Origin of the sequence: Paraburkholderia sp. A1BS-2L, from assembly GCF_051125205.1 — a bacterium.
In the GTDB taxonomy this organism is placed as follows: domain Bacteria; phylum Pseudomonadota; class Gammaproteobacteria; order Burkholderiales; family Burkholderiaceae; genus Paraburkholderia.
In genome coordinates this window covers 1022304-1035403 of sequence record NZ_CP120430.1, presented here as the reverse complement: position 1 = coordinate 1035403, position 13100 = coordinate 1022304, and the positions used below count along the sequence as shown (strand labels likewise).

Annotated in this window: 11 protein-coding genes; 4 read left to right on the top strand and 7 right to left on the bottom strand. The window is 59.5% G+C overall.

Features of this window, described 5'->3' with window-relative positions; all coding sequences use genetic code 11:
* Positions 1 to 118 precede the first annotated feature (118 nt).
* Positions 119 to 1498 (bottom strand): replication initiation protein, encoded by a 1380-nt coding sequence (locus P5W98_RS29205; RefSeq protein ID WP_421027272.1) that lies wholly within the window; start codon positions 1496 to 1498, stop codon positions 119 to 121.
* A gap of 1338 nt (positions 1499 to 2836) precedes the next feature.
* Here P5W98_RS29205 and P5W98_RS29200 point away from each other — a divergent pair.
* Together P5W98_RS29200 and P5W98_RS29195 are read left to right on the top strand one after the other, a co-directional pair.
* A complete protein-coding gene (locus P5W98_RS29200) occupies positions 2837 to 4045 on the top strand; it encodes an AAA family ATPase (RefSeq protein WP_421027271.1) in 1209 nt (402 codons plus the stop codon).
* Positions 4042 to 5034 carry a ParB/RepB/Spo0J family partition protein gene (locus tag P5W98_RS29195; protein ID WP_421027270.1) on the top strand — a complete coding sequence of 331 codons (993 nt, stop codon included), beginning with the start codon at positions 4042 to 4044 and terminating at the stop codon, positions 5032 to 5034. Before P5W98_RS29200 ends, P5W98_RS29195 begins: the two co-directional genes overlap by 4 nt.
* 1808 nt (positions 5035 to 6842) lie before the next feature.
* Here the strand turns inward: P5W98_RS29195 and P5W98_RS29190 are convergent.
* The 4 genes from P5W98_RS29190 to P5W98_RS29175 all read right to left on the bottom strand — a co-directional run bounded on the left by P5W98_RS29190 (position 6843) and on the right by P5W98_RS29175 (position 10621).
* Entirely contained in the window at positions 6843 to 7433 is a 591-nt protein-coding gene (locus tag P5W98_RS29190; RefSeq protein WP_421027269.1) for a flavin reductase family protein, read from the bottom strand.
* Positions 7434 to 7530: 97 nt separating this feature from the next.
* Entirely contained in the window at positions 7531 to 8619 is a 1089-nt protein-coding gene (gene zapE / locus P5W98_RS29185; protein WP_421027268.1) for a cell division protein ZapE, read from the bottom strand.
* A 322-nt stretch (positions 8620 to 8941) separates the two neighbouring features.
* Positions 8942 to 9625 (bottom strand): 6-hydroxyaminopurine reductase, encoded by a 684-nt coding sequence (gene yiiM / locus P5W98_RS29180; protein ID WP_421027267.1) that lies wholly within the window; start codon positions 9623 to 9625, stop codon positions 8942 to 8944.
* 120 nt (positions 9626 to 9745) lie between these two features.
* Positions 9746 to 10621 (bottom strand): LysR family transcriptional regulator, encoded by an 876-nt coding sequence (locus tag P5W98_RS29175; protein ID WP_421027266.1) that lies wholly within the window; start codon positions 10619 to 10621, stop codon positions 9746 to 9748.
* A 117-nt stretch (positions 10622 to 10738) separates the two neighbouring features.
* Between P5W98_RS29175 and P5W98_RS29170 the strand changes: the two genes are divergently transcribed.
* Positions 10739 to 11164: a VOC family protein gene (locus P5W98_RS29170; RefSeq protein ID WP_035533721.1), complete on the top strand. Its 426-nt coding sequence runs from the start codon at positions 10739 to 10741 to the stop codon at positions 11162 to 11164.
* 29 nt (positions 11165 to 11193) lie between these two features.
* Here P5W98_RS29170 and P5W98_RS29165 read toward each other — a convergent pair whose 3' ends face one another.
* Positions 11194 to 12048 (bottom strand): alpha/beta fold hydrolase, encoded by an 855-nt coding sequence (locus tag P5W98_RS29165; RefSeq protein WP_421027265.1) that lies wholly within the window; start codon positions 12046 to 12048, stop codon positions 11194 to 11196.
* Between the two features lie 186 nt (positions 12049 to 12234).
* Here P5W98_RS29165 and P5W98_RS29160 point away from each other — a divergent pair, with 186 nt between their 5' ends.
* Positions 12235 to 12492 (top strand): hypothetical protein, encoded by a 258-nt coding sequence (locus P5W98_RS29160; protein WP_421027264.1) that lies wholly within the window; start codon positions 12235 to 12237, stop codon positions 12490 to 12492.
* 153 nt (positions 12493 to 12645) lie between these two features.
* Here the strand turns inward: P5W98_RS29160 and P5W98_RS29155 are convergent, their stop codons facing one another.
* Positions 12646 to 12957 (bottom strand): high-potential iron-sulfur protein, encoded by a 312-nt coding sequence (locus P5W98_RS29155; RefSeq protein ID WP_421027263.1) that lies wholly within the window; start codon positions 12955 to 12957, stop codon positions 12646 to 12648.
* Positions 12958 to 13100: the final 143 nt, after the last annotated feature.

Below are 13100 nucleotides of genomic sequence, written 5' to 3'. Positions count from 1 at the left end.
AGCAACTATTCACATCGACGATTTGATCAGGAATCCATATAAATCACGCGATTGCCGCCGTTACCCCGGGGGCCGCCGCAACTGGCGGTGAATCCAATGCCGCGCATCGCGGCGTGCCTCAGGCGGCGCTTTGCTTGAGTCTCGCGTACACGAACTGCCCGAAATACCACGCGAGATCGGAATGGCTGAGGATATTCGCGTCCGACAACGCGGAGGCTTCGAGCTTCAGGCGACGCAGCATGAGCTTGCCGGCTTGCGACACGATGTACAGGCGCACGAGTTCCTTGCGGGTCTTCTCGTCGGCAGACTCGAAATGCTCGCGCCCGCGCTGGACTTCGTCGTTGCGGCGCGCGCGCGCTTCTTCGTCGCGCGCGGCGATGCTCTGCTTCACGGCGCTGCCGGCCTCGGCTTTCGCCGTTTCCGCCGCGCTCTCGGCCGCCGCCCGCTCGGTCTGGATCGCCACCATCTTGCGCTCGGCCTCCGACACCTGCCAGTTGTGGCTCAGCGCCTTCATCAGGTAGCCCGCCGGGCTCTTGGTGACCTTGCCCTGATTGAGGCGAAAACGCGTGTATTCGATGGCCTGCTGGATCCGCTCGTCGGTCCAGCTCATGCGATGCTCGGCGATCACATCGAACTGCTTGTTGCTCAGGCCGAACTCCTCCTTCAGCGTGAGCAGCAGGTCGTGGGCGTCGGGCTGACGGCTCAGCATGGCCGCAACGGTGTCCTTGCGCTTCAGCCGGAAGCGGATCTTGTTGATCTTGCGCGAGGTTTCGGAGTCGGCCCGTGTTTCGTAGCTCAGGTCGATGTCCGAGAGCTCGTTGATCTGGCGCACGGCCGGATCGAGATACTTCGGCCGGAAGTGCTTGAACTCCGAGGCGCTCGATCCAAGCTTGCCCGGCCAGCGGCGCATGACGTCGAGCTCGATCCAGTCGGTAAAGCCCGCGCTCACGTAGGGCAGCACGTAGTCGTAGATTGCCCGCGCGAAAGTCTGCGAGAAGGCGGCTGTGATGCACAGGTTGAGCCAGTGATGCTTGTCCGGACCGGTGATGTGTCGCAGCATCAGCGGCGGGATGCGAAACTGGATACGCCCCTTGCCGATCTTCACGCTGCCCATCAACTGCTCGGAAATCCACTGGTCCTCTTCGCTGGGCGCGCGATCGGGCGGCGTGTCCGTCACTTCGATGAGCACCCGCTGTGCTTCCTTGATCACACTCTGGAGATGACGCACGTTGCGGCTCTCGTAGCGCATGAGCCACTTGAAGTAGTTCAGGTCGACGTCGTAGATCTCGCGCGGCAGCGGTTCCTGGGCCGCGATGAAATAGGCGGCATCGATAAAACGTCGCGACGACAGGCCGAGCCCGTTGATCGCAACGAAAACGTTGTTGCGCTGAAAGCCGATCTCCCTCGTGCTCTCATTGATAGGCTGGCCGGACATTTCCTCGAACAACCCGAGCGACATCTGCTGGGTGGTCGTCCTGCGTCCGCTGTCCTCCGACATTCGTGTGCTCTCCGTCGATATTGGCCGCGACTCTATCACTCCCCGAACACAAGTCAACACAATAACCGTTACCTCAAACGGCAGGCTTTGAAGGGTCCGCACAAAAAACGTGCCGAATTGCACATAGACCTCTCCATCCCCAGCACAAAAAACATCACCCTCGTGCACATAAACCAATGCTTTCTGCACATAGACCGGTGCTTTTCAGCAGCAAGTCCTTGAAGACAAAGGATTCGGAGGCGTTCGTTAGTGGGTTAGTGGGTTTTCTTTGTTTAAGTAAACAAACCAACCGCAAGCAGCAAAGACGCTTCGCGCAAAAATTTACGCAAATTGGCTGAGGGCACACGGGCGTATTTCTTATAGGAAAAGCCGCAAGATCCCTCGCCAATGGGGAATTTGAGCGCAAATTTTCGAGGATTTGCTGTGCTACCGGTCAATCAAACCGTACTTGGCCATCATCGAGGGCAACGGTTTATGTGCACCTGTTCGCGCTGGTGGTAATGGTTTGTGTGCGGCCGGCCGGAGGACGGCGTCCGCTGCTGAATTTCTTCTTCCCGATGCCCTCCTCAGTAACGTTTTTTGTGCAAACAGCGGGTGGAGGAACGAAGGTGGAGGTTTTTGTGCAGAAGAGGGAGTCCGAGGAGGCAACGTTTAATGTGCAAGCGCGTGTGATGGGCCGCCATGGACGCGAACGCTAGTTTGGGGCGAAGGCCGGTAACGTTTTTTGTGCTGACTCTTGGGGACTTTGGCGTTCGCCCATCTTCTTGTGGCGGCGGCTACCGTCGTTTTGTCTGCGTTCGCGGAGATCTTTGCCTCCGGGACTGCGCGATAGTCACGTTTTTTGTGCAGTTCAGCGCTTGCGCGGTTCCTGTTGCGGCGGGTGTTGGATTGGGTAACGGTTTTTGTGTCAATTTTCAGTGTTGGGGTCGTTGAATCTCGTGTGCGTGCACAAAATCCGTTACTGTGAAACCCGAATCGGTTACTGTCGTTTCGCGGATTAGCGAAGGTGCACAAAAATCGTGACCTCTGAAGATTTTGTCTGCTTATAGGAATGTCCGCGCAGCGCTGCGAATCAGAGGGTGCCGCGATCTCCATCAGAACCGAGAGAATTCCGGCGGGCGCATGCTTAAAAAATAGGCAAATCGGCAGGGATGCCCTTAAATGCCGCGTAGGCGGCCTGGCGGCCTGATGAGGGTCCAAGGCTGGACCGAAGCTCCGGAGCCCGTCATAGCGCAAATAAAAAGGTCGATTTTTTTAAAAATCGACCTCAATCAGTGTGTTTCGATACGCTTTTCCTGTATTCTACGCTTTATCTAAATTCCGATGAAAAGCGTATTAATGGCAAAGACTATCGAATTTCCATCGATTGATCGGCGTGTCGACCTTTCTGCGGTCACGCAGTTTGCAGAGGAAGCCGGTCAACTATCAGAAGAACTTCGGGAAATGATGCTGGCGCCGAAGCCGCGAAAGATGGCGCCCACATTCACGTCCGCGCAAGTTGCCGAACTGTGCGGCATCGACCGCATCAAGCTCAACAATCTGCTCGCTACACGCGAGGGCCTGCCACAAGGCGAGGCCCAAGGCTCGGGGCGCAGCCGGGTGTTTACCTTGCCTGAAGCGCGCACGTGGGTCCAGCAGGTTTCGGATATTTATCAAACGCCACTTCATACTGGCGTGCGCGATGCCGACGGCAAGGTCATTCTGGTCGCCAACTTCAAGGGCGGTTCCACCAAGACCACCACCACGATGTGCCTCGCCCAGGGCTTGACGCTGCGCGGCCGGCGGGTGCTGCTTATCGACCTCGACCCACAGGCATCACTCACTGAGCTTTGCGGCCTTTATGCGGAAAAAGAAGTCACGGAGGACAGCACGGTCCTGCCGTTCATTTACGATCCGCAGATGGAAGGCGGCCTGCGGAACTTCGTGCAGCCGACCTATTGGGACGGGCTCGACGTCATTCCGGCGCACCCCACGCTCTTCTCGGCGGAGTTCCATATTCCCGGCACCGTCATCAAGAATCCCGGCTTCAAGTTCTGGGACTTGCTGCGCCAAGGTATTGAGTCACTGCGTCAGCACTACGACTACATCATCCTCGATACCGCGCCGTCGCTGTCCTACCTCACCATCAACGCGCTGATGGCCGCCGATGCCATGGTCATGCCGCTAGTTCCGGAGAGCCTCGACTTCATCAGCTCGGTGTCGTTCTGGAGTCTTTTCTCCGATCTCGCGCACACGATCATGGAGCGCGGCGACGAAAAAACCTACGACTTTGTTTCGGTGCTGCTGTCGAAAGTGGATTATGGCAAGACGTCGTCGGCGCCTGTGGTTCGCTCCTGGGTGCAGCGCACCTACAAGGATTGGGTCAGCGCCGTGGAAGTGCCGGCTAGTTCGGCTATGAGTAATGGTGCTCTGGCGATGGCCACCGTGTTCGATATCAGCAAGGGCGATCTCGCTGACAAGACCGTCGCGCGCGTTCGGCAGCCGCTCACCGATTACGTGCGCTGGATCGATGATCTTTATGTAGAGCAATGGAGGGCCGGAAAATGAGCTCGTTTCGCGACAAAATGGCGGCCAAGACCGCCGAGCTCGGCTCTGCTTCGGAGCGCCAGGCGACCGAACGGCCTGTGCCCGCTGCACCGGAGCCACGCCGCAGCAGCGCGTTCAAGACGGGCCCGGGAATGCTGGGGGCGCTGGCCGTGGCCCAGCAGCGCATCCAGGAACTCGAAAGCACGAGCGACAAGCTCATGCTTCCCGTCAGTGCGATTCAGCCCAACCCGTGGCAGCCACGCAAGATTTTCAGCGATGAGGGTCTTGCATCGCTGGCTGAATCGATTCGCGAAGTGGGGCTGGTGGAGCCGGTTGTCGTGCGGCGCGCCGACAACGGCTATCAGTTGATTGCCGGTGAGCGGCGTTTGCGGGCGCACGTTTTACTGCACGAGGAAGAGATTCGTGCGTCGGTGATCGAGTGCTCGGATCAGGACATGGCCGTGCTCGCGTTGGTCGAGAACGTGGGCCGCGAAGATCTGACTGATTATGAGATTGGCCAGTCGCTGCGCCGCGCCGAGCGGGAATTTCCGACGCGCACGCGGATGGCGGAGGCGCTGGGCATGTCGCGCAAAGGCTTGTATCGATTCCTCGCGTTCGAGAAGCTTCCCGACTTTATTCGCCGTGACCTTGATCTAAATCCTCGCTTGCTTGGCGGATCCGCCGCGGACGAAATCGTTTCAGCGCTCAAGAAGCACGGTGCACAAGGTTTGAAGGCAGCGCGCGAGCTTTGGCCGGCGGTCGTGGCAGGGACGCTTGATCAAGGGAAGCTGGCTGCAGCCATTGGTGCGCAATCGGATCGCGGCGAGAGCGAGCAGAGCGTTTCGGAGCGGAGTATCGAGAAGATTTTCTCAGGCAAGAGCCACGCAGGCAGCATCACGAAGGATACGAATAGCTTCACCGTGAAGCTGAAGACTGGCGTTCTTTCAGATGCACAGGAGACGCAGATTCGCGAACTGATCAGCCAGTTGTTCAATGTGAAGCCCGGCTGAGGATGACTTCCAGGTTGTTCGATGGTGTTAAAGGCCCGCGCAAGCGGGCTTTTTTTTTATGGGCCGGCTCCTGGTGTGTCGAGTCGACACACCGAACTTTGGCTGTGGAGTGGCCAATCCTGGTGGTGAACAACTGTGTCGACTCGACACAGTTGTTTAGGAAAGATCGCTCGTGTCCCCCTGGCGGCTTTCGGATGAGAACTATTATGGGCGGCGCGCGTGGCTGTATCTCCGTGATGCTGGGTTAGTCGTGGCGAATGTGTGTCGAGTCGACACACGATACTTCAGATCCGAGTGGCCGATTCTGTTGGGCGCGGCCGTGTACATCAAGTCGATAGCAGCAGCACATGATGATGGCCCAAGCGCCACTCGCCAAACACCGGAAACCGGATAGGTCGATCCAGTGAGGCTCCACTCTTTCCCGAGTGCCAGACGCGCAATCGAACGGCGGCTGTGTGTCGAGTCGACACACAGAGCAAGCCCTGGTTCAATGTCCCTCAGCTGCGCTGCCGCGACACGTGGAAATCAGCAGCGAGCATGCCCAATTCGATCGGTGGTGGTTCGAAGCCAACAGCGCTGCCTACACACCATTTTTACCTTGCACAGAGTGCGATTGGTGTGTCGACTCGACACACAGGCCACTCACGTCGGCGTGCATAATTCCGTGCGCCCAAAGACGTATGTTCGCCCGACGCATCCAGCATCACGTGATATCGCTACGACTTCGCGCAAAAAAAGTGTCGACTCGACACACCGCATAATGCGGAGGCCGTTGCCTGCCTTCCTGTAAGCAACGACGTCTTATGTGAAGGCCGTACTCGGGTATGGCGAGACACGATACCCGGAAGTGGCCTCGGGCAAATCCAGCGACGCGACGCAACTCACGCCGTTCGCGAATGTGTGTCCACTCGACACATTCTGGGCAGGAGGTAATGTTGTGCGCGTCGAGTGATCTCGCCTCGCCAATTCGCGGCGACAGCGAGGCATCTGATGCTGTCACTGAGCTACGCTGAGATGGGCTGGCTCAGTGATCTTGCTGAAGATGAGATGTCCGCAGGAAGAGTGAGAATTGCCTGTTCGATCGTGAGCGGGTGTAAGCGTATCGGGACGCATTCGATCAAATTTTCATCAGGGAGTCAGGGAGCCAGTTCAGTATCGGGAGAGTCAGGGGCGTAGTCTGTCGACTTATCGAGTTATGCCCGAGTAGAAAGCCTCATGCCAGTCGAGGCTATGCCCAGCCTGGCTAATTACCACATGCCATGACAGCAAATCATTAATGCAACTAACCGTCCAACGGGCTATGCAGCATGATGGCGCATCCGCAATACACCGATGTGGGGGTTCGCTCGTCAGCGCGAAGCGCAACTTGATGCGAGTTCAAATCTCACAATCCGTTGCTGCAAAGATTTGAAATAGAAGTTCGTCGGGCCACGCAAATAGTCAGACGTCACCGCTGCTCGCGCAGACAAAAACGGAGGCGTCCCCAAGCGAAGCTATAAGAGCTTCCTTCTTCAGGGTGGGGTTACGGAGGTATTCGCTAATTCCGCAAACCCGCTCACCCCGTTCCGTGAAACATTCAATGAAATTCCGGGAAATCTACGAAATCCTTATGGCACGGCGGTTTCAGCGCATTGCAGTCACCCACGGGACATAATGTTTCACGGAAAAATGCGTTTCCCGACCCCAAAAGCGCGCTCCTCGAGGCACTCACACGACAAATTCTAAAAATTGACCCAGAGCCGTATCGTTCAATACGTATTTTGTAATATGTCAGAGGCCGGCGCATGCGCATTACCGTTGCCTATGCCTTATCCAGCAAACTCCCGCGCCTTAATGGCATCGCTGGCCAAAGCAAAAATCCCGGCACCGAGGTGATGGATCGTGTGCAGGTCGCGGTTGCCGCTATCGAACACCCAGTGACCCCGGTCGAACACGCGTGAATCGGCCGCTGCCGACACCACCTCGCAGAAACACGTGTCATAGGCGTCTTCGGTGTGTCGCTCGGGAATGAGCCGGCATTCCAGCCACGCGGCGCAGCCCGCTTCGAGCAGCGGCACGCCGAGCACCGGCCCACGAACGGCTTCGATATCGAAACGCCGGAATTTGTCGGCATCACGTCCGCTGACGCTTCCGACCGCGTAGGTCAAATCCATAGCAGCCGCGCCCGGCACGCAGATGCCGAAGGTTCCGCTCGCCTGAATCAGTTCGCGCGTGAAGGTTTTCTTGTCGATCACGATCGCGATACGTGGCGGTGTGAACTCCACCGGCATCGACCACGCGGCGGCCATTACGTTGCGACGCGCGCCATCCGCGCTTGTGACGAGCACCGTGGGGCCGTGATTGATGAGGCGGCTCGCATGTTCGAGCGCAACGGGCTTGAAGCGGGAGAGGGCGTCCATTGTGCAGTGTGTCCGTGTCGTGTCGAAGTCCGACGGACTGTACACCAGGTGGAAATAGTCTGCGGACCGCGCTTGCAGTTCGCGTGAAACCGCACCGCTAGTCGAGAGCCTCACGTGAAGGCGCGGCGAGATGCTTGCGCACGAGGCTGCTCGCATAGCCACGCGATTGCATTTCGGCTAGACGACTCGTGGTGCGAGAAACATCGTGCGCGCCGTCGAGTCCAGTGAGCGCCGCGCGAATCGGCTGATCAGAGGCGATGAATAGCGCATGCTTGCGGTCGTAAAAAATATCGACGAGCCACACGAAGCGCTGCAGTACATCGCGGCGCTTGAGCATCTCCGTCTCCAGACGATCGACGATGACGCCGCGCCAGCGCTCGGCAAGCGCAAGATAGTCGAGATGCGAGCGGCGCGCGCCGCACAGCGCATCGAAGTCGACCCACACCAGTTGCTTGCCCGCCGCCGTGACGGGCAGCAATCGTCCAGCCACTTCCATGGTAGTCGGATGAACGGCTGCTTGCGCTTCGTATTCGCCAAAAATTTCCCACAGCGGTTCGCGTGTGCCTTCTAGTGGCGCGAAAAAACGCCGCTCGATGGTTGCCGCGCCGCTGGCATCGCTTTGCTCGCGATAGTCACGCTCACCATCGAACGTGACGATTTTGAAATGCTGTTCGATTCGTTCGATCGTGGGTTCGAAGCGTTCGTGAAACTCGGGGTCTGGCAGCAGACTGCGCGGGCTGTAGTTCGACGTCAGCACGATGCGCGTGCCGCATGCGAGCGCCGTCTCCAGAAAGCGGCCCATCAGGAACGCATCGGCGATGTCGTGCACATGGAATTCGTCGAAATAGAGCAGTTCGATGTCCTTCAGCCATGCTCGCGAGACGTCGCCGAGCCGGTCGTCGCTTTTGGGCGCCTGCACGAGCAGACGGTTCACATCGCGAATGAACTGATGAAAATGGAGCCGCCGCTTCGTGCACGTGGCAAGCGCATAGAGGGTATCGACGATCAGGCTCTTGCCGCGACCAGGCAGACCGTGACAGTAGACGCCACGATACTGCACCTCGTCAGCATGTGCGCGTTCATCGTCGAGCAACACGCATAGTGCGTCGATCGCCCGTTGCTGGCTCTCGTCCGCGACGACACCTTTTTGGGCGAGCACACTGGCAATGGAGGACGGGGCGATCATGCGGTGACGAGGACTCAGGGAATGAGCAGGCCGAAGGCGTGCGAGACGGCGCGTGCGACAGCGTAGTTTAACAGGGCACCTGTGGACCGTCTCAGCGACCTGGTGGACTCGAATGCATATGGAACGAGTAGGAAGCTGGCTTCGAATATATCGGTGTACTAATCGCAAAACTTAACGATCTGCGGCTATATCGCGCACTTAGATCACGCGTTCTTCATGGACGTCTCCTCACGACCTGTCGGATCAATTTCCATGCGGCGCGCCGGCGCTGTCGACGATAGCCGGAGGCAGGTGCCGTGGATCTTCTGAAATGGTCCGCGCATTAACGTCGCGCGCCACCCCAAAGGCGCCGTGAGAAGTCTTCGATCTTGCCGCTGACGCGCCGCCTCTGCAGGGTGCGAGTCCAGCTCGCCGATAGTCCTGCTGCGCTCAGCAGCCGCAGACACTGTTCGTCGTTAAACGGCGAATGCCAGGCGATGGCGGCGGCGTCGCGCAAGGAAACGTTGCTGACGCGAGAAGCCAGTTCCAGCGGTGCATCGGGGCTGACGCGACCGGCAGCAATTACGCGGTAGAGCCAGCCCACGCGCGCCGCGTTCTGCATGTGCTGCGAGAGGTCTTCGATGTCGAAGTGAAAATTCACTTTGAAGCAAGGCGAGCGCGGCTGCGTGACCTGAATCAGCGCTTCGCCCCAGCCAAAAATATCGCCGATAAAGACGTTTTCTTCGGTCAGCCCGACGGTAGAGAGGTTTTCCCCGAAGGCCGGCGCGGAAAATTGCCCGGCCTGCGCGGGAAACTCATACGCCCAGTGAGCGTAGTGCTCGCGTGGATAGTGGCACAGCGCGCGGTCGGGGCCGCCGTGAATCCCGGGCTCCGCATGCTCGTCCCCTTCAAGGCCCTGCTCGGTCAACATCAGCGTGCCGTTCACTGCGCGCTTGGCGATTGCGCTCGGGCGGCTGCCGGGGTAATCGCGAATCGGGCCGGCAAAGACGGCTGCGGGATAGTTCATGTGCGACTCCATCTGCGTGAGCCCACATGCTCCGCGTTTTGGCTTTGCCGCGCAATTCGAAATGGCGAGGGGCAGGCATTAGGCGACGTTCGGCCGCGCGCAATCGAACGCGCAGCCGCACTAACGCGCTCCCTTCGCCTCCCTCTCCAGCAAATTAAGCAGCACCCTGGCCGCCTCGCTCATCTGGCTCGCGTCGCGATGCACGATGCCCACGTCGCGGTGAAACGTGTGATGCCCGAGGTCAAGCGCGCGCACCCTGGCTGGCCAGCGCGTATACGTGGCAGTCTGCGGGACGAGCGCCACGCCGACGCCGTTCTCTACCAGCTTGACGATGGCTTCCAACTCGTCGAGCTCGCACGCGTCCTGCACGGGCAACTGCATGCGCCGCAAAAAACGGTCGACCTGCCTGCCGCCGAACGAAGCGCGGTCGTAGCGGATATAAGGCTGCGTGGCGATCAGCTCCATCCAGTCGCTGCCCTTCATGCGGCGCGGCACGATGAGCCGGTACGGCTCTTGCGCAAGCGGCGTCCAGCGCATATCGCTCTGGAGTGCGAACGGTGGACGGATGAGGGCGGCCAGTTCGATTTCACCCGCATCGACGAGGTTGAGCAGTTCCATCGATACACCCGGAATCACGCGCGTGCTCGCGCCGGGGCACTGTTTGCGGAATGCCGCCAGGGCGTCGGGCAGCAACGCGCGCTGCACCGAGGCGATTGCGCCAATATTGACTCGCACGGCCACGGCCGGGTCCACGGTCACGGCGCTCAGGTTGCCATAGAGCCGGATCACTTCCTGCGCCTGCACGAGAATCTGCTGGCCGCGCGCATTCAGGCGCGCGGTGCGTCCTTCGCGGTCGAACAGCGCGAAACCCAGTTCGGCTTCGAGGCGTTGCATCTGTGCGCTCACGGCGGCCTGCGTGAGACCGATCCGGTTGCCGGCGGCAGCGAACGTACCCTCGCGGGCAACGGCGATCAACGTCTTCAACTCGCGGATCATTCACAAATTCCGTTTGTGGATGACGAAATTATATATTGATTTTATTTTTAAACGGCGTCGCCTATGATGGCCCGATCAAACGCTAAAACCTGTTGCATGCCGAGCATGGAGTCAAGCATGAGCCTTTCCCCGTTTCACCTGGCTATTCCTGTCTATGATCTTGCCGCTGCGCGTGATTTCTATGGCCGCGTGTTCGGCCTCGAAGAGGGCCGTTCGAGCGATCAGTGGGTCGATTTCGATTTTTTCGGCCATCAGCTCGTGATTCACGAGCATCCGAAAACCGTTTCGCAGGAGAACGCGCATACGAATGCGGTGGACGGGCATGACGTGCCGGTGCCGCATTTCGGCGTGGTGCTGGAATGGGGGCAGTGGGAAGCGCTCGCGCAGCGACTGCGCGAGTTCGGCACGCAATTCGTGATCGAGCCGTATATCCGCTTTCAGGGGCAGGTGGGCGAGCAGGCCACCATGTTTCTGTTCGACCCGTGCGGCAACGCGCTCGAATTCAAGGCGTTCAAGGACATCGGGCAGCTATTTGCCAAATGAACCCCGGCGTCGCCGGGGGCAGCCGTGCATCAACCTTGCGTGATGAAGTTGCGCACGTGCGTATTGAACAGGTCGGCGTGCGTGGCGTTCATGCCGTGCGACGCGCCTTTCATCGTGATGCGCTGCGCGAAGTCGATCCACTCTTCGAGCGCTTGCGCGTTGTTGCGGAACATGAGCGGGCTGCGCTGGCCGTCGATCAGCAGCGTGCGGCACTTGACGTCGGCTGCGGGGCTGCGCATATAGGCGGGCAGCGGGTCGAGCAACTGCTTGGGCAGCGTCGTGGCGTTGGCGATGGCCATTTCGCGGAAAGCATGTGGGCTCTTGCGCCAGGCGCCGGGCATGCTCACCGAATCCACGAACAATTCAAGCCCTTCTTCCAGATCGCCGCGCTCGATGAGGTCGGCCGCGCGTGTACGCAGCGCATTGGTGGCGGGCGGGAGCACGTCGGCGTCGTCTTCGACGCGGCGCAGCGGGCCGCCCGGGTCCGCGAGCACGAGCGTGCGCACCAGACGCGGATAGCGGCGCGCAAGGTGATACGCAATCGATCCGCCGCGCGAATGACCGACCAGATGCACCGACTCGAGTCCCATCGCGACAATGAAATCGGCCAGTTCGTGCAGATGGCTTTCCCAGCCGAACTCGCCCTGGATGCAGGCGTCGGCGGCCGGCCAGTAATGGCTGAGGCTTGGCGCGATGCAGCGGAAATCGTTCGCGAGCCCGTCCAGTTGCGGCGCCCAGTAGCGGTAGTCGCACAGCGAACCATGCACGAACAGCAGCGGCTCGCCCGCGCCCCGTTCGAGGTAGGGCAGAACGACGCCCGAATCCAGCGTCGCGAACGACAGATCGGGCGGGGCAAGTAGGGACGGGTCAATGCGTTGATTCACGGAGATCACTCCAGTCGCGGAGATGACACTTTGCCGCATGGCAACGCTTAAGGGAAACGCAATAAATTGAACGTCGCAATCAGATTTTCTGATTGAAAATAAACTGAAAGGAACCGCTTATGCCGGCCGCGGTGTGGCGTTGGTAGACTCCGCCGGCATTCAGTACCTATTTACCGGAGTTCATTCATGCCTCGAAACCTGCTTCGCGCCTGTCTTGGCGCGGCCATGTGTTTGCTCGGTGCTTGCAGTGCTGCGAGTTCCACACCCTCGTCGAATGCGGTCGGCGCAGATCGCGACGCACACGGGTGCATCGGATCCGCAGGCTATTCGTGGTGCGAACATACGCAACGCTGCGAACGCCCCTGGGAACTCGCGAAGCAGAAAGGCTTTGCCGCATCCGAGGCGAACTTCGCGCAGTACTGCTCCACCGGAGCGACCAAGTAAACGGCGAACGGCCCCGCAGGGCCGGTTTCTCAAACACGCAAGCTTCTGATAGTTACTTAGGACGCCGTTGTATTTGCACCTTTCAGAAGAGAGGCGGCGCGATGGACCTCCTTCATGATCCATCACGTATCCGGCGAGCGTCAGGTCTGAAAATCAGGCTTTCTTGACGTACGAGTTGCACCACCCCTTTGCATACACCAGCTTGCCGCCGTAGGCGAGGCAGGGTCCGGTCGCTCCGCCGGGTTTGCCCTGATACAGCTGACAAGAGGCGCAGGTCTGCCCGACCTGATAGCGGGGGAACTTTGCTTTGTCGACCTTGGTGGCGTCCTCCTTGTAACCGAGAGCCTGGGCCGTGGGATCGCTTTCGGAGAGCAGCGGGGCGTCGGCGCGCGACTCGGTGGAAAGCACCGTGGTCGACGCGACAGAGGCGGCAATGATCATGAAGCGTCGGCGAGAGACTGGCATGACATGGACTCCTGTATGGGGGGGGATCCAACGGGAGCCGGCGGAACACCATGCGCATGTCAAGCATGGCTCTGGGTCCGCGTACGTCGAGTGTCTCCCGTCGTGCATCGACTTCGACAACACGTGCAGAAACCAATGTATCA